This is a genomic window from Actinomadura sp. WAC 06369 (assembly GCF_003947565.1).
Taxonomy (GTDB): Bacteria; Actinomycetota; Actinomycetes; order Streptosporangiales; family Streptosporangiaceae; genus Spirillospora; species Spirillospora rifamycini.
Genome location: NZ_QHJN01000035.1, coordinates 1 through 20,526, shown reverse-complemented (window position 1 = coordinate 20,526; position 20,526 = coordinate 1). Strand labels below are relative to the sequence as shown.

Here is a 20,526-nt window from a genome sequence, read left to right as displayed (position 1 = left end):
GAAAGTGTACCCCTGAGTAACGCAAAGCTGGTGGGCCCCGGTCAACCACATTTCGTCACTCTTCCGCACTGACAGCGACTTTTTTGGCCGCTTCCGGCCCGTCCGCCAGGAGAACCCGGAAGCCGTCCTCCTCCAGGACGGGCACGCCGAGCTTCATCGCTTTGTCATACTTCGACCCGGGGCTGTCACCGACGACCACGAACCCCGTCTTCTTCGACACCGACCCCGACACCTTGCCGCCGAGCCGCTGCACCGCCTCGGTCGCCGAGTCGCGGCTGTACGCCTCCAGCGAACCGGTGATCACCACCGTGACGCCCTGCAGGGGGCGCGGGCCCGCGGCGCCCTCGTCCTCCATCCGGACGCCCGCCGCGCGCCACTTGTCGACGATCTCGCGGTGCCAGTCGACCGCGAACCAGGACGTGATCGACGCCGCGATCGTCGGGCCGACGCCGTCGACCGCCGCGAGCTCCTCCTCGGTCGCGTTCGCGATCGCGTCGATCGAGCCCATCTCGCGGGCCAGGTCGCGCGCGGCGGACGGCCCGACGTGCCGGATCGACAGGGCCACCAGCACCCGCCACAGCGGCTGCTTCTTCGCCTTCTCCAGCTCCTCGAAGAGGACGCCGACCGTCTTCTTCGGCTCCCCCTCCTTGTTGGCGAAGAACGTGACCTCCTTCCGCTCCCCCGTCTTCGGATCGATCTTCGGGGTGCCGCTGTCGGGGTCGAGCACCAGGCTCTTGATCGGCAGCAGCTCGTCCACGGTCAGGTGGAACAGGTCGCCCTCGTTCTTCACCGGCGGGTCGGCCGGCTCCAGCGGCTGCGTCAGCGCGGTCGCCGCGACGTACCCGAGCGCCTCGATGTCGAGCGCGTTGCGGCTCGCGACGAAGAACAGCCGCTCCCGCAGCTGCGCGGGGCACGACCGGGCGTTCGGGCAGCGGATGTCGGCGTCGCCCTCCTTCTCGTACGCCAGCTCGGTGCCGCACTCCGGGCAGTGCGTCGGCATGGCGAACTCGCGCTCCGAGCCGTCCCGCAGGGCCGTGACGGGCGCGACGATCTCCGGGATGACGTCCCCGGCCTTGCGCAGGACGACCGTGTCGCCGATCAGGACGCCCTTGCGCACGACCTCGCCCGCGTTGTGCAGCGTCGCCCGCTCGACCGTCGACCCGGCGACCTTCACCGGGGCCATCACCCCGTACGGGGTGACGCGGCCGGTCCGGCCCACGCCGACCTTGATGTCGAGGAGCCGGGTGTTGACCTCCTGCGGCGGGTACTTCCACGCGATCGCCCAGCGCGGCGCGCGGCTCGTCGAGCCGAGCCGCCGCTGCAGCGCGAACTGGTCGACCTTCACCACGACCCCGTCGATCTCGTACGCGGGGTCGTGCCGGTGCTCGCCGTACTCGGCGATGTACTCGCGGACGGCGTCCATCCCGCCGACGACCTTGTACCGGTCGCTGACCGGCAGGCCCCACGCGCGCATCAGCTCGTACGCCCCGGACTGGCTCTGCGGCCGCGTCCCGCCCTCCCAGGCGCCGAACCCGTGGACCAGCATGCCGAGCGGCCGCTTCGCGGTGACCCGCGGGTCCTTCTGCCGCAGCGACCCGGCCGCCGCGTTGCGCGGGTTGGCGAACGGCTCCTTGCCCGCCTCGACCTGGGCCGTGTTGACCTGCTCGAACCCCTCGACGGGCAGGAAGACCTCGCCGCGGACCTCCAGGACGCCCGGCCAGCCGTCCCCCGCGAGGCGGCCCGGGAGGTCGGCGATCGTCCGCACGTTGTGCGTGACGTCCTCGCCGGTGCGCCCGTCGCCGCGGGTGACGGCGCGGGCGAACCGCCCCCGCTCGTACGTCACCGCGATCGCCAGGCCGTCGATCTTCAGCTCGCACAGGTAGCCCGCGACCTCGCCGACCTCCTTGACGACGCGCTCGTCCCAGGCGAGCAGCTCGTCGGCGTTCATCGCGTTGTCGAGGCTCTGCATCCGCTCCCGATGCGCGACGGTCGCGAAGTCGGTGGTGATCGGCGCGCCGACCTTCTGGGTGGGCGAGTCGGGCGTGACCAGTTCGGGGTGCCGCTCCTCCAGCTCCCCCAGCTCCCGCATCATGCGGTCGTACTCGGCGTCGGAGAGCGTGGGCCGGTCGAGGACGTAGTAGCGGTAGTTGCCCTCGTCGATCCGCTCGCTCAGCTCCAGATGCCGCTGCCGTGCCTCGCTGGGAACACCATCGCTCGTGGTCATGCCCCTATTTTCCCCGCTGCCACCGACATTCCGGCAGGGGGCGCGCCCTACTCTTCGAGGTCACTGTGGGGGGACGACCCCCACCCCCCGGCAAAAGCGGCCTGACCGCCACCCTCCGCTCCGCAGGGCTATGCCCCGGGGCGGCGGTCAGGCGGCTTCGAACAGCATCCGCGCCGTGTCGCGGCAGCGTTTCAGGGCCTCCCGGACGTACCGGGGCGAGGCTCCCGCCATCCCGCAGGCGGGCGTGACGACGACCTGGCGCGCCAGCCGCGCGGGCGGGAACCCGAGCCGCCGCCACAGCTCGCGGACCGGCTCGGCCGTCGCGCGCAGCGGCGGCAGGGCCGCGTCGGTCGCCGGGACCGCGCCGAGGAGCAGGCCCACGCCCGCGTCGATCGTCTCCCCCACGGCGTCGTCGTCGCGCCTCGGCACGTGCCGCAGGTCGATCGAGAGCGCCTGCGCGCCCGCGCGGCGCAGCAGCCCGTACGGGACGTTCCGGGCGCAGCAGTGGACGAGCGGGTACGCGGCGCCGTCGGCGCAGGCCGCGTCGATCGTCCGCCGCAGGACGTCCTCGGCGACCGGCTCCTCGATCGCGCGCAGGCGCCCGAACCCGCTCGCCGTCGGGACCGTTCCCGCGAGCACCGCCGGCAGGGCCGGTTCGTCCAGCTGGAGCAGGATGCGGGCCGCGGGCAGGCGCCGCCGGACGTCCGCGACGTGCGCCGCCACGCCCTCGGCGAGCGACGCGGCCAGGTCGCGGACGGCGCCCGGGTCCTTGATCGCGCGGTCGCCGTGCCGCAGCTCGATGGTGCTCGCCAGCGTCCACGGGCCGCACACCTGGACCTTGAACGGCCCGTCGTGCGTCCCCGCGACCTCCTCCAGCACGTCGAGGTCGCGCGCCAGGTGGTCGCGGGTGCGGACGGTGTCGCGGCCGGGGCGGTCGGAGAACCGCCACCCGGACGGCTCGAGGTGGACCGGCAGGTCCACCAGCAGGCCGGCGGACCGGCCGACCATGTCGGCGCCGGGGCCGCGCGCGGGCAGTTCCGGCAGGTGCGGCAGCTCGGGCACCTCCCCGAGCACGGTCCGGAGGACCTCCTCCGGATCGTCGCCCGGATACGAGCCCACCCCGGTCGCCGCCCCGGCCCCCCACGGATAGTCGTTCACGCGGCAAAGCCTAGCGGCGCGCGATCACAGCAGGCGCGCGAGGCGGTCGAGGTGGCGGAGGGTCTCGTCCTCCGGTTCGGTCCTGAGGTTGAACAGCACCTCGTCCGCTCCGGCGTCCGCGAGCGCCGCGACGGCCTCGGGCTTGCCGGGCGCGGCGAACACCGTGACCGGCACGCGCCGTCCCGCGCGCTTCCGCAGCTCCGCGATCTGCGCGGCGAGGGCGTCCGTGCCGCGTCCGTAGATCGGCATCCAGCCGTCGCCGAACTCGGCGACGCGGTCGAAGGTGGTCGGGCCCGCGCCGCCGATCAGCACGGGCGGGTGCGGGTCCTGGACGGGCTTGGGGTAGCTGAACACGGGGTCGAAGTCGACGAACTCGCCGTGGAACTCCGCCTCCTCGCTCGTCCACAGCTCCTTGACGGCCAGCACGCGCTCGCGCAGCAGCCGCATCCGGGTCTTCGGCTCGGTGCCGTGGTTGCGCATCTCCTCCCGGTTCCAGCCCGCGCCGACGCCGAGCACCGCGCGCCCGCCGGAGACCAGGTCGAGGGACGCGACCTCCTTCGCCAGGATGATCGGGTCCCGCTGGACGACCAGCGCGATCCCGGTGCCGAGCCGCAGCCGCTCCGTCACGCTCGCGACCGCCGACAGGACGACGAACGGGTCGAGCGTCCGGTAGTAGATGCGGGGCAGCTCGGCGCCGCCGGGCCACGGCGACTCCCGCTTCACCGGGATGTGCGTGTGCTCGGCCAGGAACAGCGACCCGAACCCGCGCTCCTCCAGCGCCCGCCCGAGCGCCGCCGGCGCGATGCCCTCATCGGTCACGAACGTGGACACACCGAACTTCACGGCACCCTCCAGAGACTCGCCAGAGCCGCATCGTACTGACGGCGCGTCCCGCCGCCACCGGCCGCGGGCGTCCGGGACGGCGGCCCCGCTTCCGCGGACGGGCGGTCAGGCGGGGACGCGGGCGGTCTCGGCGATCGTCGCGGAGGCCAGCACCCGGTCGCCCTCGTACAGGACGGCGGCCTGGCCGGACGCGACGCCGCGCGCGGGGGCGCGGAGGCGGACGCGCAGGACGTCGCCGTCGAGTTCGGCCGTGCAGTCGTGGACCTCGCCGTGGGCGCGGAGCTGCACCTGGCAGCCGAACGGCCCGGCGGGGGGCTCGCTCAGCCAGATCGGGCGCTCGCCGGTGATCTCGCGGACGTCGAGGGCCTCGCGGGGGCCGACGGTGACGGTGTTCGTGACCGGCGAGATGTCGAGGACGTAGCGGGGGCGCCCGTCGGGCGCGGGGGTGCCGATGCGCAGGCCCTTGCGCTGCCCGATCGTGTACGCGTACGCGCCGTCGTGCTCGCCGACCTCGTTGCCGTCGGCGTCGACGATCGGGCCCTTCGCGGTGCCGAGGCGCTCGGCGAGGAAGCCGCGGGTGTCGCCGTCGGCGATGAAGCAGATGTCGTGGCTGTCGGGCTTGTCGGCGACCTGGAGGCCGCGCCGCTCGGCTTCGCGGCGGATGTCGGCCTTCGCGGTGTCGCCCAGCGGGAACAGCGCGTGCGCGAGCTGCTCGGGCGTGCACACGGCCAGGACGTACGACTGGTCCTTGCCCGCGTCGACGCCGCGGCGCAGGACGCCGTCCTCCAGCCGGGCGTAGTGGCCGGTGCAGACAGCGTCGAAGCCGAGGGCCGTCGCGCGGTCGAGCAGCGCGGCGAACTTGATCTTCTCGTTGCAGCGCAGGCACGGGTTCGGGGTGCGGCCCGCGGCGTACTCGCTGACGAAGTCCTCGACGACGTCCTCGTGGAAGCGCTCCGCGAGGTCCCAGACGTAGAACGGGATGCCGATCACGTCGGCGGCGCGGCGGGCGTCCCGGGAGTCCTCCAGGGTGCAGCAGCCGCGCGCGCCCGTCCGGTACGACTGCGGATTGCTGGACAGGGCCATGTGGACGCCGGTGACGTCGTGCCCGGCCTCGGCGGCGCGGGCGGCGGCCACGGCGGAGTCGACGCCGCCCGACATGGCGGCGAGTACGCGCAGAGTCATAGTCCTTCGAGCGTACGCGCTGCGGGGCCCCGCCCACATCGGGTTAACGGCGCGGACGGGCGCGCCGCGGGACGAACAGGACGCCGCGGGGACGCGGCGACGGATCGTCCGGCGGCTCGCGTAGGGTTACGCTGCGGGCTCCGTGAAGGCCCGGACCCCGTCACCCCACGACAAGGAAGAGACGTACAGGTGGGAATCTTCCGCCGTCCGCGCGACACGTCCGCCACCGCACCGCCCGCGGTCGGCGAGTTCTGGGAATGGTGGGGCCAGGCGCGCCCGACGATCGAGTCGTCGCTGGCGGCCGGTCCGACGGACGAGCAGGAGCCGGGCGAGCCGCCGGGCGAGGGGCTGTCGGCCGACATCGTCGAGGAGCTGTCCCGCCGCGTCCACAGGATCCATCCGGGGCTGCAGTGGGAGATCGGCGGCGCCGAGGACCGGGCGCCCTCGCTGACGCTGACCGGCGGCGGCGACGCCGAGCTGCGCGGCCTCGCCGAGCGGTGGGTGCGGGCCGCGCCCAAGACGTCCGGCGACTGGAGCTTCCACCCCGCCCGCCAGGCCGACCCGGAGATGCTCTCCCAGGACCTCGTCCTCGGCGACCACGAGTTCGACCTGGAGTACGTGCGGCTCGGCATGCGGGCCGACGCCGGACGAGCGAAGGTGCACATCACCGCGTACCATCCCGACTTCCTGTTCGTCCCCGAGGAGCAGCAGCGGCAGGTCGCGTCGCACGTCCTCGACTGGGCGCTCGGCGAGGACGACGTGGCCCGCTGGGTCGGCGAGGTGACGATCGCGATGGAGGCGCCGATCGACGCGCTGCCGCCCGCGATGCTCGGCGCGGTCGTCGAGCAGGTCGCCGAGCCGTTCGGCGAGCCCGCCTGGCTGAGCGGCGAGGGCCGCACGCCGCGCGGCCATCCCGCCCGGGTCGGCGCGCGGTTCCCCCTGCACCGGCAGGACTACCCGCTCTGCGACCTGCACGTCGCGATCACCGTCCCGTACCGGCACAGCAACCCCGACCGGCTGCCGGTCGAGCCGTCCTCGGGGGCGCTGCACGCGTTCGAGAAGAAGCTCGCCAAGCTCGGCGACCGGGCGGTGCTGGCCGTGCGGGAGACGGGCGACGGCCTGCGCGTCTTCCACCTGTACGCCGACCCCGACTCGGGCGTCGTCGGCGACCTCGACCAGCTCGCCGCGGGCTGGGCGGAGGGCAAGGCGAAGGTCTCCTCGACCAACGACCCCGGCTGGAAGGCGCTGGCCCCCTACCGGCCCTGACCGGGCCGGACGGCCTCCACCTTCCGCCAGCGCGCCTCGCAGCACGAGTACACGCCGAAGACCACCACGCCGAGGGCGACGGCGACGAGCCCCCACGCCCCGGCGGGCGTCCCGGCGAACTCGCGGAGCGTGCCGTCCAGCCCGTGCGCCTTCCCCGGGTCGTAGCTGACCGCCGCGTAGCCGAGGAACACCCCGGCCGCGCCGATCACCAGCCCCCGCGCCGCGTTGCCGACCGCCCCGAGCGGCTCGACGGCGCGGCGCGCGCGCCGCCCCATCTGACCGACCTTGAGCTCGTCCAGGAACTTGCGGCGCGCGGCGGCGTACAGGACGTACCCGCCGACGCCGACGAACCCGGCGGCGACCGCGAGGACGAGCCAGCGCCCGCCCGGCTCGGCCATCAGCCGCGCCGTGAACGTTTTGGACTGCTGGTCGCTCGACGCGCCCTGGTGCCCGAGCATGAATCCGAGCATCGCCGCGAACCCGGCCGCGTAGAGGAGCCCGCGCCCGGCCGATCCGAGCCGCTCGTGCGCCTTGTGGCCGTCCGGGACGGGGCGCCCGTACAGCGCCTCCGCGAACTGCCAGAGCGCGAGGGCGGCGAACCCGGCCGTCATGAGCCACAGCACGACCGTCCCGCCCGGCTTGTCGGCGACGGTCGTCAGGGCGCCGCTCCGGTCGGCCTCCTCGCCGCCGTTCCCGAACGCGATCTGGAGCGCCAGCACCCCGATCAGCACGTACAGGAACCCGCGCGCCGCCAGCCCCACCCGGGACAGCCGGTGGAACCACGGGTGTCCCGCCGCCCTGCGTCCCGCGTTCCGCACCGCGCCGCCGTCCGCCACGCTCGCCATCGCTCTCGGTCCTCGCAATCCTCGGTCAACGAACGGCAAAGCCGTCCCCGAGGAGGCGATGCTCAAACCTGGCCCGACGGCGGGCGGGGCCGGGAGGCCGCCGTCCGGCGGCGGTCACCGGCGGCAGGTCAGGTGCGGCCGGGTCAGGTGCGGGCGGGTCAGGTGCGGGCGGTCAGGTCAGGCCGGCCCGGCGGGCCCGTTCGACGGCGGGGCCGATGGCGTCGGCGAGGGCCTTGACGTCGGCCTCGGTGGAGGTGTGGCCGAGGGTGAAGCGGAGCGAGCCGCGGGCGCGCTCGGGACCGGCGCCCATCGCCGTGAGGACGTGGCTGGGCTGCGACACGCCGGCCGAGCACGCCGAACCGGTGGAGCAGGCGATGCCGCGGGCGTCCAGCAGCATGAGCAGCGCGTCGCCCTCGCAGCCGGGGAAGGAGAAGTGCGCGTTGCCGGGGAGGCGGTCGCGGGGGTCGCCGTTCAGGACCGCGTCGGGGACGGCCGCGCGGACGGCCTCGATGAGGCGGTCGCGGAGGGCGGCGAGGCGGTCGGCCTCGGCGGCGCGGCGCCGCGCGGCGACCTCGACGGCGGCGGCGAAGCCGGCGATGGCGGGGGTGTCGAGGGTGCCGGAGCGGACGTCGCGCTCCTGGCCGCCGCCGTGCAGGAGGGGCACGGGGTCGAGGTGCAGCGGCTCCTTGGGCTTGGCGAGCAGGAGCGCGCCGACGCCGAGCGGGCCGCCGAGCTTGTGGCCGGTGAGGGTGAGGGCCTGGACGCCGCTCGCGGCGAACGACACGGGGAGGGTCCCGGCGGCCTGGACGGCGTCGGTGTGCAGGGGGACGCCGCGCTCGCGGGCGGCCGCGGCGAGTTCGGCGATCGGCTGGACGGTGCCGACCTCGTTGTTCGCCCACATGACGGTGGCGAGGGCGACGTCGGAGCCGTCGCCGAGCGCGTCCCGCAGGGTCGCGGGGCGGACGCGCCCCAGTTCGTCCACGGGGAGCCAGTCGACCCGGGCGCCCTCGTGGTCGGCGAGCCACCGCACCGAGTCGAGGACGGCGTGGTGCTCGACGGCGGAGGCCAGCACGCGGGTGCGGGCGGGGTCGGCGGCGCGGCGGGCCCAGTACAGGCCCTTGACGGCGAGGTTGTCGGACTCGGTGCCGCCCGAGGTGAACACGACCTCGCTGGGCCGGGCGTCGAACGCCTCGGCGATCAGCTCGCGGGACTCCTCCACGACGCGGCGGGCGGTGCGGCCGACGGCGTGCAGCGAGGACGGGTTGCCGAGCTCGTGCAGCCGCGCCGTCATCGCCTCAACGGCCTCCGGCAGCATGGGGGTCGTCGCCGCATGGTCGAGGTAGGTCACCACGGCGTCAACAGTATCCGCGCGCGCGGTGTTCCCCGCAGGTGGCCGCGCGGTTGCGGGAATGCCCCGGTGGGAGCGCCGGTTGGCAACTGTACCGTCCGGTCGGTACAGTGGAGTGGCCATGACGAAGCATGCCCTTCTGGACGCCGCGGAGGCGGTGCTCTCCGAGCACGGCACGCAGGCGCTGACGCTCACCGCGGTCGCCGACCGCGCCGGCGTCAGCAAGGGCGGGCTGCTGTACCACTTCCCGTCCAAGGACGCGCTCGTCAAGGCGATGGTGGCGCGGGTCATCGAGGAGTTCGACGACCTGATCGCCGCGTACCTGGGCAAGGACGACGGGACGCCCGGCGCCTACAGCCGCGCGTACGTCGAGGCGACCTTCGAGATCCTCGCCGGCGAGGCCCGGGCCTACCGGCGCTGGTCGGCCATCACGGCCGCCGCGACCGACCCGGAGCAGGCCGAGCCGCTGAACGAGGCCATGCGCCGCTGGCACGGCCGCGCGTCCGACGAGGACGCCGACCCGGTCGCCGCGACGGTGGTCCGGCTGGCGGCCGAGGGCCTGTGGGAGGTCGTGAGCCACGCGCCCGAGCTGTACGACGAGGACCAGCTCGCGGCGCTGAAACGGCGGCTGCTCGACCTGCTCGGCTAGCACCGCCCGCCCCCCGGGGGCGCCGGGGCCGTCCGCGGCCCCCTGGAACGCTCCACATCATCGACCGTCCGGTTCCCGGCCGCGCCCGCGCGCGGCCGGGCGCACGTCCGGGGCCCTCCGCCCCGCCGAGTTCGGAAAGAGGTGAACCATGCTGCTCCGCGCCCGTACCGGGACGTTCCTCACGTTCGCCCTCGCGGGTCTGCTCACCGGTGTCTGGGTCGCGCGGATGCCCGCGCTGGCCGAGAAGTTCGGGACGTCCGAGGGCGAGGTCGGCATCGTCGTCCTCGTCTGGGGCCTCGGCGCGGTCGTCGCCATGCAGGCGCTGCGGGGGGTGATGGCGCGGGCCGGGAGCCGGGGCGCGCTGCGGGTGGCGCTGCCGCTGACCGCGCTGGCGTACGCCGCGGTGGCGCTCGCCCCCACCTACTGGTCGCTGCTCGCCGCCGTCGCGGCGTTCGGGATGACGTTCGGGATCACCGACATCGCGATGAACGCGCAGGCCAGCGTGGTCGAGCAGGCGTACCGGCGGTCGATCATGAGCGGCATGCACGCCGGCTGGTGCATCGGCGCGATGTCCGGCGGGCTGGTCGGGGTCGCGACGGCGGCGCTCGGCCTCGGCTTCACCGCGACGGTGCTGCTCGCCGCGCTGTTCGCGCTGCCCGCGGGGCTCGCGCTCGGCCGCACCTACCTGCCCGACCCGGACGCGCCCGCCGAGGCCGGGACGGGCGGGCGGCGCCGCCGGCTGCCGGCCGCCGTGTACCTGATCGGCGTGCTGGGCTTCATCGCGTTCATGACCGAGGGGTCGATCGCCGACTGGAGCAGCCTCATGCTGCACGACGAACTCGGCGCGACCGAGTCGCTGGCGGCGCTCGGGTACCCCGTGTTCGAGCTGGCGATGCTGATCGGGCGGCTCGTCGGCGACCGCGTCCGGATGCGGATCGGCACGCGGCGGCTGCTGGCGGGAGCCGGTCTCGGCACCGCCGCCGGAATGGCGCTCGTGGTGCTCTCGCCGACCGCGCACGTGGCGATCGCCGGGTTCTTCCTGACGGGCCTGGTCGTCTGCGTGGTCGTCCCGACGACGATCTCGCTGGCCGGGACCGCCGCGCCGGACCGTCCGGCCGCCGCGGTCGCGCAGGTCGGCGCGATGGGCTACGGCGGGCTGCTGCTCGGCCCGGTCGTGGTCGGGTTCCTCGCGGACGCGACGTCGCTGCGGCTCGGCGTCGGCGTGGTCGTCGTGCTCGCGCTGCTGATCGCGGCCGGCGCCCGGTTCGTCCCGCTGGGCGAGGGCGCCGACCTGGCCGCGGCGCCGTACGTCCCCGGGCGGGACGGCGCGGACGCGCCTGCCGCCGGGAACGAGGCCGCCGGGAACAAGGCCGCCGGGAACGAGGCCGCCGGGGGCGAGGCGGCGCCGAAGCCGGTCGCCGCCTGAAGGAATCCTGTATAACCCCTTCTGGCCCGTACGAGGGCGCGGCCGGGCCAGAAGGGATGACCGATGAGCGGATGGCGGGTTCCGGAGTACAGCGAGCTTCGCGTGCTCGGCGAGGGCGCGCAGGGGCGGGTGGTGCTGGCCCGCCACGACGCCACGGGGCTGCCGGCCGCGATCAAGTACCTCGCGGACGGGCTCGCCGCCGACCCGGGCTTCCGGGTCCGGTTCCGGGCGGAGGCGGAGCTGCTCCGGCGGCTGCGCAACCCGTACGTCGCGCGCCTGTACGGGCTGGTCGAGACCGGCGAGGGCGCGGCGATCGTCATGGAGGCCGTGGACGGCGCGTCCCTGCGGGAGGTCCTCGCCGAGCGCGGGCCGCTCGCGCCGGAGGCGGCGCTGGCGCTGCTGAAGGGCTCGCTGCTGGGGCTGGCCGCCGCGCACGACGTCGGGATCGTGCACCGCGACTACAAGCCGGCGAACGTGATCGTCCGGGGCGACGGGCTGAGCAAGCTCATCGACTTCGGCATCGCGGTCGACGCGGGCGAGGCCGGGCGGTCGGGCACGCCCGTCTACATGGCGCCCGAGCAGTGGCGCGACGAGCCCGCCTCCCCCGCCACCGACGTGTACGCGGCGACGTGCGTGTTCTACGAGTGCGTCACCGGGCGGCGGCCGTTCACGGCGGAGGACCCGGCGGGGCTGATGGGGCGGCACCTGACCGCGCCGATCCCGGTCGAGGACGTCCCGGAGCCGCTGCGGCCGCTGGTGGAGAGCGGGCTCGCGAAGAACCCGTGGGACCGCCCGCACGGCGCCGCCGCGTTCGTGGCCGAGCTGGAGGGCGCGGCGGCCGCCGCGTACGGCCCGGACTGGGAGGGGCGCGGCGTGCGCACGCTGGCGACGACCGCCGCCGCGCTGTCGATGCTGTTCCCGCTGACCGCGCTGGGCCTCGGCTCCGGCGGCGCGGCGGCGTCCGGGACGGCCGCGGCCGGTGCGGCGGGCGCGTCCGGTGCGGGCGCCGCGGGCGCCGCGGGCGGTGCGGGCGCGGGTGCGGGCGGTGCGGGCACGGCCGGGGCCGGGGCCGCCGGGAAGGGTGTCCTCGGGGCGCTCGGCGCCAAGGGCGCGGCGGCCGTCGCGGGCGGCGCCGCCGCCGTGGCGATCGGCGGGACGGCGGTGTACGTCACGGCCTCCGACGCCGGGGACGAGCCCCCGCCGCAGCGGCTCGCCTTCCAGAACGTGGCCCTCCAGGTACCGGCGACGACGCTGAGCGGGGGCGGGGCGTTCCAGGTGGAGGGGCAGGTCGTGCGGGTCACCGGGTTCCGCGACCGGGCGCTCCAGGACCGGGTCAACGGCGCCGTCCGCGCGCCGCTGGACCGCATGTTCGCGAGCCACCGGGAAGGGCTCGCCCAGGTGCCGGGCTCGGTCACGACCACCGTCCGGCCGACCGTCCTGCTGCGCAACGACCGTCTCCTGTCCGTCTGGTACGACACGAACGTGCAGGGCGACGTCGGGACCGGGTGGCAGCAGGTGCGGGCGGTGACCGTGGACCTGGCCGAAGGCACCGAGTTCCGGCCGATCGACCTGTTCCGCGCCCCGGCTCCGGAGAGCGTCCGGCCGCTCGACGGGCTCGTCGCGGCGCACCTGCCGGGCGGGGTGATCTGCCCGCCGGAGATCGGCAGCCGGTTCGCCGAGGAGATCCGGGCCGAGCATCTGCGGGAGGAGCAGGTGGCGGTCGGGATGACGCCCGCCGGGATCCGGGTCGGCTTCCACGCCGCGGCGCTCGGCTACGTGAGCGCCTGCGGGGAGAAGGTCGCGAACGTCCCGTACGCGCAGGCCGGCGACCTGCTGAAGCCGGACCTGCTCGCCGCCGTGCCGTACCCGGCCGGGAGCCCGTCCCCCGCCCGGTCGTGACCACCGCCGCCCCCGGGAAGGCCGGACGCCCCGGACGGCGAACCGTCCGGGGCGTCCGGGAAGAGTCGTCAGGCGCTCACTTGCGCTTGTTGATCTCCTCGGTGAGCTGCGGCGCGACCTGGAACAGGTCGCCGACCACGCCGTAGTCGACCAGCTCGAAGATCGGCGCCTCGGGGTCCTTGTTGATGGCGACGATGGTCTTCGAGGTCTGCATGCCGGCCCGGTGCTGGATGGCGCCGGAGATGCCGACCGCGACGTACAGCTGCGGCGACACGGTCTTGCCGGTCTGGCCGACCTGGAACGAGTGCGGGTACCAGCCGGCGTCGGTCGCGGCGCGGGAGGCGCCGACGGCCGCGCCGAGCGAGTCGGCCAGGCCCTCGATGATCGAGAAGTTGTCGGCGCCGCCGACGCCGCGCCCGCCGGACACGACGATCGCGGCCTCGGTCAGGTCCGGGCGCTCGCCCTTCTCCTGCACGACCTTCTCGACGATCTTGGCGCCCTTGTCGGCGTCCGACAGGGCCACCGACACCTGCTCCTCGGCCGGGGTGGCCGCGTTCGCCTCGGGGGCGATGGAGTTCGGGCGGACCGCGATGACCGGCGTGCCGGTCCGGACCTTGGCGTGCGCGATGACGCCGCCGCCGAAGATCGAGTGCTCGGCGACGAAGCCGTCGGTGACGTCCACGACGTCGGTGAGCACGCCGGAGCCGGTCTTCACCGCGAGCCGGCCGGCGATCTCCTTGCCCTCGCCGGTGGCGGCGACGAGCACGGCGGCCGGGGACTTCTCGGACACGAGCTGGGCGAGCAGCGCCGCCTTCGGGGCGACGACGTAGGAGGTGAGCTCCTCGTCGGCCGCCACGTAGACCTTGCCGGCGCCGTACTCGGCGAGCCTGTCCTTGGCGTTCTCGTGGCCGGGGCCGACCCATACGGCGGCGGCCTCGCCGAGGCGGTTCGCCAGCGTCAGCAGCTCGAGGGTGACCTTCTTGACCTCACCGTCGACGTGGTCGACGAGGACGAGAATCTCAGCCATGGTTCTTGAATCCCCTTCCCCGGTCAGACGAACTTCTTCGACGCGAGGAACTCGGCGATCTTCGCGCCGCCGTCGCCCTCGTCGGTGACGATCTGACCCTGCGCGCGCGGCGGGGCGTCGGCGAAGTCGACCACCTCGGTGGCCGCGTTCGCGACGCCGACCTGCGCGGCGTCGATGCCGGCGTCGGCGATGCCGAGCGTCTCGACCGGCTTCTTCTTGGCCGCCATGATCCCCTTGAAGGAGGGGTAGCGCGGCTCGTTGATCTTCTCGACGACGCTGACCACGGCCGGCAGGGTCGCCTCGACCTTGTCGTAGCCGTAGTCGGTCTGCCGCTGGATCTTGATGGACGAGCCCTCGATCTCGACCTTGTTGGCGAGCGAGAGCTGCGGGACGCCGAGCCGCTCGGCCAGCATGGCGGCGAGCACGCCGGTGCGCGCGTCGGTGGACTCCGAGCCGAGGACGACCAGGTCGAACTCGGTGCGGCCGAGGGCCTGCTGGATCGCGTAGGACGTCTGCAGCGCGTCGGAGCCCGTGAGGGCGTCGTCGACGAGGTGGACGGCCTTGTCGGCGCCCATGGCCAGCGACTTGCGGATCGACTCCGTGGCCTTGTCCGGGCCCATGGTCAGAACGGTCACCTCGCCGCCCTGGGCCTCCTTGATGCGCAGCGCCTCTTCGATGGCGTACTCATCGAGCTCGTTGATGACACCGTCCGCGGCAGCGCGGTCGAGCGTGCTGTCATCGGACTTCAGCTTGCGCGGGCTCTCCGTATCGGGAACCTGCTTCACCAGGACGACGATGTTCATGGCCGGTGGCCGACCTCCCTGCACTCGGTTGGCCGCTGGGGCAGCGGACAGAGGGGCGCCGCCCATGACGGGTCGACGCGGACGTGCGTTTTCGTTGGTCACAGCCTGCCAAACACCCGAACGCCCTTCGGATCCGGGTCCCCGTTTCGGCCGTGCCCAGTCGAATGTTACCCGCGAGTAGCCTAGCGGCAAATCCCAGGTGGTGAGACCTTACCCACGTCCGAGGGACGCCCGGCATGTCGGTCTCACTCAGAAATCGGACGTGACGCACCTCACACGCCGGACGGCCCCGCGGCGCGTCAGAAGCGGTCGAACGCGCCGTGCAACCGGTCCAGGGTGCTCTCCAGCCAGCCGGCCAGCCCGTACATCGGCGCGAAGCTCGGCGTCAGCGACAGCGCGCCCACGACCGCCGCCAGGGTCAGCGCCGCGAGCACCGCGCCGAGCCCCGCGATCGTCCGCGGCGACCCGGCGATCCGCAGGAACATCCGCTCCAGCCTGCGCCGCGGCCCCCGCACGCCCGGCGCCGTCCACAGCACGGCCGCGCCCGCGCCCGCGCCGAACGCGCACGCGGCGAGCGCGTCGATCTCGATGCCGAACACGGTGGCGGCGAGCAGCGCGGGCGGCACCGCGACCGTGCACACCGCCGCGTACGGGACGGTCGCCAGCGTCCGGCCGAACGCGAGCGTCCAGTCCCGGAACGACACCGCCGTGACCGCGCGCAGCCAGGTCACCGCGGCCAGCGACAGCACCAGCCCGACGACCGGCATCATCATCGCGGCGCCCACGGCGATCACCACGACCATCGCGGCGAGCAGCCGGGCCCAGCCCTGCGCGACGGCGAGCCGGTGCGCGTCCGCCGCCGCCCCCGCACCCGCCGTCCCCGCGCCCGCCGTCTCCGTCCGCGGCGCGTCCGGCCGCGCGACCGGCTCCGGCGGCGCGGGCATCGCCTCGGGCGCCGGGCGCGGGACGGCCGCGGCCGGGCCCTCACCGGGCGGCGGCTCCAGCCGCGCGACCGCGGCGGCCAGCGCGGCGGACGTCGGGCGGGCCGCCCGGTCGGCGGACGCGGCGGCCTCCACCAGCGGGCGCAGGCCCGCCGGGACGGCGGCCGGGTCCACGGCCGCGAACAGCACCGCGGCGGCCCACGCGCGGACGTCGTCGGCCGGATCGGCGCCCGGGACGAGCCCGAAGTCGATGACGACGGGGGCGTCGTCCACCAGCAGCACCGTCCCGGGACGCAGGTCGCCGTGCGCGAGGCCCGCGCCGTGGATCGCGGCGACCGCCTTGGCGAGGCCGAGCGCCAGGCCGTGCAGCGCCTCCCCCGGCAGCGGGCCCCGCTCCGCGACGGCGTCCGCGAGCGGCCGCCCCGGCACCAGCCGCGTCACCACGTAGCCCGCGCCGGCCGCGTCGAGGGCGGCTTCGCCGGCAGCTTCACAGCCGGCTTCGCCGGCAGCGTCAAGGGCGGCTTCGCCGTCTAGGACGTCCACCACGTACGGGCTGCGCACCTCCCGCATCCGCGCGATGTCGGGCGCGGCGCCCGCGGGCAGCGCGCGGATCGCCACGTCGCGGCCGTCCGGGCCGGTGGCGCGGTGGACGGCCCCGTCCCCCAGCGAGGAAAGCAGCCGGTACGGGCCGATGTGTTCGCCGATCATATGGTCGGCACCCTACCGATCTCCGCCGCCCGCGTCCCGGACCGCGCGGTCATGCGTAGCCGGTGCGGCGCAGTTCCGTCTCGAGCGCGGCGAGGAACGCGTCGACCTCCGCCTTCACGTAGGTCTCGCGGAGGCGGCGCAGCGTGAACGTCCGGGCGCGGACGTCGTCGGCGCCGATCACCTCGGCGAGGGCGCGGCGGTCGCCGGTGAGCCAGCCGAGGGCCCGCGCGACGAACTCGTCCACCTCGGCCGGGTCGTAGCCCTCCTTGAACCGGACGCGGGTGAACCGGGCGCCGTTCAGCAGCCCGACGACCCGCCGCACGTCCACGAACTGCCCCGGCATCACGGGCTGCTTCTGCAGGACGGCCTGCGCGTGCCTGCCGTACAGGCTCGCGGCCCGGTAGATCTCGGCGAGGCGCGGCCCGTTCGCGGGGATGCCCGTGCCGGTCTGGGCGTCGCGCGCCGCGCGCCCGGCCGCGGCCAGCGCCATCTGCGCGTACTTGGCGGCGTGCCCGTGCTCGATCCACGACCCGCCCATCGCGTGGGCGCGCTCGGCGGCGACCAGCTCCCGCTTCGCCTCCGCCAGCGACACCTCGATCACCGACACCGTCAGCGCGAACCCCGACCGGGCGAACGCGGCGCGGCCCGCGACGACCTGGTCGGCGGGGGGCCGCGGCGCCGGACGGGGCCGCGGTTCGGGCTCCGGCTCCGGCCGCGGCTGCGGCTTCGGTGCGGGCCGCAGGTTGAGCCGGGGCGCGATCGACCCCGGGTTCGCGAACCGGGCGGCGAGCTCCTGCGCGTCCGGACGGTCGGCGGGGTCGCGGGCCAGCGCGTCCTCCAGGACCTCCTTCAGGTCGGGCTCGATGCCCGCCAGGTCCGGCCAGCCGGTCAGCACCCGGCGGACGAACGCGGCCGGGCTCGTCGCCTCGTACGCGCGGCGCCCGGTCGCGGCGAACGCGATCGTCGCGGCCCAGCCGAACACGTCCGTGGGCGGGCCCGACGGGCGTCCCTCCAGCACCTCGGGCGACACGTAGCCGGGCGTCCCCATCGGGCCCTGCGTCAGCCGCGTCGCGCCCGACAGGTACGCGATGCCGAAGTCGATCAGCACCGGGGCGCCCGCGACCAGCATCACGTTGCCGGGGTTGACGTCGCGGTGCACGCTGTCGGCCGCGTGGACCGCCGCGAGCGCCTCCGCCAGCCCCCCGGCGAGCCGCAGCAGCCCGTCCCGGGGCAGCGGCCCGCGGCCCTTGACGGTCTCCAGCAGCGAGGTGCCCTCGACGTACCGGGTGACGATGTAGGGCTGCTCGGCGTCCAGGTCGTGGTCGACCAGCTCCACCACGTGCCGGCTGCTGATCCGCCGCATCGCCTCGACCTCGCGGCGCAGCCGGTCGCGGGCCTGGAACTCGGCGGGCAGCGCCGCGTGCAGCATCTTCACCGCGACCATCCGGCCGTCGTCGGCGCGGGCGAGGAACACCTCGCCCATGCCGCCGCGCCCGAGCCGCTGCAGCGGCCGGTACGGGCCGATCGGTTCGAGCGGCCGCGACCGGACCGGCCCCCGCACGGACGGCTGGCTGCCGCCGGACGCGCGCAGCCCGATCGAGTCGGGGCGCAGCGCCCGCAGCCGCCGCACCAGGTGCTCCGCGGACGGCCGGGCGGCGGGGTCGGCGGCGAGCGCCTCCTCCAGCAGCGGCCGCAGCTCCGCCGGGACGTCGCCCAGGTCGTGGTCGCCGCGGATGATCCGCAGGCAGACGGCCGCGTCGTTCGGCGCGTCGTACAGGTCGCGGCCGGTCGCGGCGTACGCGACGGTCGCCGCCCACGCGAACACGTCGGCGGCCGGGCCCGCGTCGTGGCCCTCCAGCAGCTCCGGCGCCAGGTACCGCCACGTGCCCGCGCGGGCGCCCGTGCGGGTGAGGCGGGTGTCGTCCACGCCCTGCGAGATGCCGAAGTCGATGACGACCGGCTCGCCGCCCTCCAGCAGGACGTTGCCTGGCTTGATGTCGCGGTGCACGACGCCCGCGCGGTGGACGGCCTCCAGCGCCTCGGCCGTCCCGACCGCGATCCGCCACAGCGCCGCGCCGTTCGCGACGCGCCCCTCGCGGACGGCGTCCTGGAGGGCGCGGCCCTCGACGTACCGGGTGACGATGTACGGGACGCGGGCGTCCACGTCGAACTCGACGATCTCGGCGACGCGCGGGGTGGTGACCCGGCCCATCGTCTCGACCTCGCGGCGCAGCCGGGCCCGCGAGTCGCCCTGGTCCACCAGGTGCGGGTGCAGGATCTTGACGGCGTACGTGCCGCCGCGCGGGTCGGTGGCGCGGAAGACCTGCCCCATTCCCCCCGCGCCGATCAGCTCCAGCGGACGGTAGGGGCCGATCGCCGCGGGCAGGTCCCCGCGCGTCCCGGCGGGGGGCTCCAGGCTCCGTCAGACGAACGGGATCCCGGAGACGAGGTCGTGGACATCGCTGCGCAGGCTCTCCAGGTTCTGGCTCATTCCGTCCAGCGGTGTGGTGTCCGGGGGCTGCTGGCGGGACAGGCCGACGAGCACGGCCGCGAAGATCCCGATGATCAGCGCGCCGATGAGGGCGGCCTCGGCGCGCGGCATGAGCGCGCCCCAGACCCGGGCGAGCTGCCGGCGCGGCGCGCCGCTGCCCGGGGCCAGCGACATCAGCACGATCACCAGCATCGCCGACCAGGCGATGGCCCGGGAGGCGGTCATGTCGGGATCCGCGAAGATCAGGACCGCGAGCAGGACGACGCCCGCGAGCAGGCTGAGCGCCGACAGCAGCGCGGTCATGGTGAGGGCGCCCGGCAGGTGCAGCGGCGTCCGCATCGCCGCCGCGAACGCGTCGCCGGTGCGCGGGCCGCGCCGGGTCTGCCGTCCCTCCATGCCCTTGGCGGCCTTGTCGGCCATCCGCAGCACCAGCACCCCGCCGAGGGTGACGCCGACGGCGAGCAGCGGCGCGATGTTCGCGAAGCCGAGCAGCGCGACCAGGACCAGGAAGCTGATGATCCGGTACCAGCCGTAGGGCTTGCGCGCTTCCCTGTTTTCGCGGGCACGGTCTTCGCGGGCGCGGTCGTCGCGGGTGCGCTCGTCCAGGGCCGCGCGCGGGTCGTGCTGCGGCGGCTGCTCGGGCGGCCGCCGCTGCAACTGGCCGCGCGGCGGGTACGGCTCGGGGTAGCCCTCTTGCGGCGGGTACGGCTGCGCGTACCCGCCCTGCGGCCCGTACTGCCCGTACTGGTCGGGCGCCCCGTACCGGTCGTACGGTCCGGGCGCGTACTCGGGCGGCGGCGGTGCGGGCGGCGGCGCCGCCGGGGGCAGCTGGCCGACGAAGTCGCTCGGCTGGGCGTGGACGGGCGCCGGCGCGGGCATCGGCGGCGGCGTCGCCGTCCGGTCGGCGCCCTCCCCCGCGCCCGGGGGCATGGTGAACTGCCCGGCCTGGTCGGGGTCGTCGCCGACGGCGCCGGCGGCCGCCGCACCCGCCGCCGCGCCCGCGGCCCCCGCCGCACCCGCCGCCGCGCCGGGGTAGTGCCGGTCGACGCGGGTCTGGTCGGTGACGGTGGAGTCGAAGTGCAGCCGCCGGGTGAGCTGGACGAGGTCGACGGCCTTGGGCCGCTCGGACGGGTCGCGGGCGATCGCCGCGCGCAGCACCGGCAGGATCGGCGCGGGCACGCCCTCCAGGTCCGGGCTCCCCGACATGATCTTGTAGAAGATCGCTTCGAAGGTGCCGGAGCCGAACGGCGGACGGCCGGTCGCGGCGTACGCGAGCGTGCCCGCCCACGCGTGCACGTCCGAGTGCGGGCCCGCCTCGTGGCCCTCGATGATCTCGGGGGCGAGGTAGCCGGGCGTGCCGATCACCATGCCGGTCGCGGTGAGCCGCGTCGCGTCGGCCGCCTGCGCGATGCCGAAGTCGATCACGACGGGCTCGCCGCCGTCCATCAGCATGACGTTGGCGGGCTTGAGGTCGCGGTGCACGATGCCCGCGCCGTGGATGGCCGACAGCGCGGACGCCAGCCCGACCGCGAGGCGCTGCAGGTCGGTCCCGTCGATGGCGCCGTGCTCCTCGACGATCTCTTCGAGGGTGCGGCCCGGGACGTACTGGGTGACGATGTACGGCTGCTCGGCGGTGACGTCGGCGTCGAGGATCTCGGCGACGTGGGGGCTGTGCACGCGCCGCATCGAGTCGACCTCGCGGGCCAGCCGGCGGCG

Annotated in this window: 15 protein-coding genes; 4 read left to right on the top strand and 11 right to left on the bottom strand. The window is 75.2% G+C overall.

Annotation, left to right across the window (positions count from 1 at the left end; translation table 11 throughout):
• Nucleotides 1-55 precede the first annotated feature (55 nt).
• The 4 genes from ligA to mnmA all read right to left on the bottom strand — a co-directional run bounded on the left by ligA (nucleotide 56) and on the right by mnmA (nucleotide 5,407).
• Nucleotides 56-2,224 carry an NAD-dependent DNA ligase LigA gene (ligA, locus tag DMH08_RS12320; protein ID WP_125613844.1) on the bottom strand — a complete coding sequence of 723 codons (2,169 nt, stop codon included), beginning with the start codon at nucleotides 2,222-2,224 and terminating at the stop codon, nucleotides 56-58.
• Between the two features lie 147 nt (nucleotides 2,225-2,371).
• On the bottom strand, nucleotides 2,372-3,382 hold the full coding sequence (locus DMH08_RS12315; RefSeq protein ID WP_125613841.1) for a methionine synthase: 1,011 nt from the start codon (nucleotides 3,380-3,382) through the stop codon (nucleotides 2,372-2,374).
• 24 nt (nucleotides 3,383-3,406) lie between these two features.
• On the bottom strand, nucleotides 3,407-4,225 hold the full coding sequence (locus DMH08_RS12310) for an LLM class F420-dependent oxidoreductase (protein WP_125613838.1): 819 nt from the start codon (nucleotides 4,223-4,225) through the stop codon (nucleotides 3,407-3,409).
• Between the two features lie 105 nt (nucleotides 4,226-4,330).
• The gene (gene mnmA / locus DMH08_RS12305; RefSeq protein ID WP_026403880.1) at nucleotides 4,331-5,407 is read right to left on the bottom strand and encodes a tRNA 2-thiouridine(34) synthase MnmA; all 1,077 of its coding nucleotides are present in this window, start codon (nucleotides 5,405-5,407) and stop codon (nucleotides 4,331-4,333) included.
• Nucleotides 5,408-5,596: 189 nt separating this feature from the next.
• Between mnmA and DMH08_RS12300 the strand changes: the two genes are divergently transcribed.
• Nucleotides 5,597-6,673 (top strand): DUF695 domain-containing protein, encoded by a 1,077-nt coding sequence (locus DMH08_RS12300; RefSeq protein WP_026403881.1) that lies wholly within the window; start codon nucleotides 5,597-5,599, stop codon nucleotides 6,671-6,673.
• Here the strand turns inward: DMH08_RS12300 and DMH08_RS12295 are convergent.
• Together DMH08_RS12295 and DMH08_RS12290 are read right to left on the bottom strand one after the other, a co-directional pair.
• Nucleotides 6,661-7,518, bottom strand: a complete 858-nt coding sequence (locus DMH08_RS12295) for a DUF1206 domain-containing protein (protein ID WP_125613835.1) — start codon at nucleotides 7,516-7,518, stop codon at nucleotides 6,661-6,663. The genes DMH08_RS12300 and DMH08_RS12295 overlap by 13 nt on opposite strands.
• A 172-nt stretch (nucleotides 7,519-7,690) precedes the next feature.
• Entirely contained in the window at nucleotides 7,691-8,866 is a 1,176-nt protein-coding gene (locus DMH08_RS12290) for a cysteine desulfurase family protein (RefSeq protein WP_026403883.1), read from the bottom strand.
• A gap of 121 nt (nucleotides 8,867-8,987) precedes the next feature.
• Between DMH08_RS12290 and DMH08_RS12285 the strand changes: the two genes are divergently transcribed.
• The 3 genes from DMH08_RS12285 (at nucleotide 8,988) to DMH08_RS12275 (ending at nucleotide 12,840) form a co-directional block, all read left to right on the top strand.
• Nucleotides 8,988-9,515, top strand: coding sequence for a TetR/AcrR family transcriptional regulator (locus DMH08_RS12285; RefSeq protein WP_026403884.1), 528 nt, complete (start codon nucleotides 8,988-8,990; stop codon nucleotides 9,513-9,515).
• A gap of 148 nt (nucleotides 9,516-9,663) precedes the next feature.
• Nucleotides 9,664-10,941: an MFS transporter gene (locus tag DMH08_RS12280; protein ID WP_125613832.1), complete on the top strand. Its 1,278-nt coding sequence runs from the start codon at nucleotides 9,664-9,666 to the stop codon at nucleotides 10,939-10,941.
• 63 nt (nucleotides 10,942-11,004) lie between these two features.
• A complete protein-coding gene (locus tag DMH08_RS12275) occupies nucleotides 11,005-12,840 on the top strand; it encodes a serine/threonine-protein kinase (protein ID WP_125613830.1) in 1,836 nt (611 codons plus the stop codon).
• A gap of 76 nt (nucleotides 12,841-12,916) precedes the next feature.
• On the opposite strand, the gene DMH08_RS12270 is transcribed toward DMH08_RS12275, so the two are convergent.
• The 5 genes from DMH08_RS12270 to DMH08_RS12250 all read right to left on the bottom strand — a co-directional run.
• On the bottom strand, nucleotides 12,917-13,867 hold the full coding sequence (locus DMH08_RS12270; protein ID WP_125613827.1) for an electron transfer flavoprotein subunit alpha/FixB family protein: 951 nt from the start codon (nucleotides 13,865-13,867) through the stop codon (nucleotides 12,917-12,919).
• A 23-nt stretch (nucleotides 13,868-13,890) separates the two neighbouring features.
• Nucleotides 13,891-14,670, bottom strand: coding sequence for an electron transfer flavoprotein subunit beta/FixA family protein (locus DMH08_RS12265; RefSeq protein ID WP_034519400.1), 780 nt, complete (start codon nucleotides 14,668-14,670; stop codon nucleotides 13,891-13,893).
• Between the two features lie 299 nt (nucleotides 14,671-14,969).
• Nucleotides 14,970-16,319 (bottom strand): hypothetical protein, encoded by a 1,350-nt coding sequence (locus DMH08_RS12260; RefSeq protein ID WP_125613824.1) that lies wholly within the window; start codon nucleotides 16,317-16,319, stop codon nucleotides 14,970-14,972.
• A 49-nt stretch (nucleotides 16,320-16,368) separates the two neighbouring features.
• Complete coding sequence (locus tag DMH08_RS12255; protein ID WP_325052921.1) at nucleotides 16,369-18,669, bottom strand: protein kinase domain-containing protein; 2,301 nt, start codon at nucleotides 18,667-18,669, stop codon at nucleotides 16,369-16,371.
• Nucleotides 18,670-18,741: 72 nt separating this feature from the next.
• A partial coding sequence (locus DMH08_RS12250; protein ID WP_125613819.1) for a protein kinase domain-containing protein occupies nucleotides 18,742-20,526 on the bottom strand: 1,785 nt, incomplete at its 5' end.

Excerpts from the sequence above, each read along its gene's own strand:
- DMH08_RS12265 (WP_034519400.1), bottom strand. The coding sequence starts at position 14,670 with ATGAACATCGTCGTCCTGGTGAAGCAGGTTCCCGATACGGAGAGCCCG.
- DMH08_RS12285 (WP_026403884.1), top strand. The coding sequence starts at position 8,988 with ATGACGAAGCATGCCCTTCTGGACGCCGCGGAGGCGGTGCTCTCCGAG.
- DMH08_RS12260 (WP_125613824.1), bottom strand. The coding sequence starts at position 16,319 with ATGATCGGCGAACACATCGGCCCGTACCGGCTGCTTTCCTCGCTGGGG.
- DMH08_RS12275 (WP_125613830.1), top strand. The coding sequence starts at position 11,005 with ATGAGCGGATGGCGGGTTCCGGAGTACAGCGAGCTTCGCGTGCTCGGC.
- DMH08_RS12280 (WP_125613832.1), top strand. The coding sequence starts at position 9,664 with ATGCTGCTCCGCGCCCGTACCGGGACGTTCCTCACGTTCGCCCTCGCG.
- mnmA (WP_026403880.1), bottom strand. The coding sequence starts at position 5,407 with ATGACTCTGCGCGTACTCGCCGCCATGTCGGGCGGCGTCGACTCCGCC.
- DMH08_RS12270 (WP_125613827.1), bottom strand. The coding sequence starts at position 13,867 with ATGGCTGAGATTCTCGTCCTCGTCGACCACGTCGACGGTGAGGTCAAG.
- ligA (WP_125613844.1), bottom strand. The coding sequence starts at position 2,224 with ATGACCACGAGCGATGGTGTTCCCAGCGAGGCACGGCAGCGGCATCTG.
- DMH08_RS12295 (WP_125613835.1), bottom strand. The coding sequence starts at position 7,518 with ATGGCGAGCGTGGCGGACGGCGGCGCGGTGCGGAACGCGGGACGCAGG.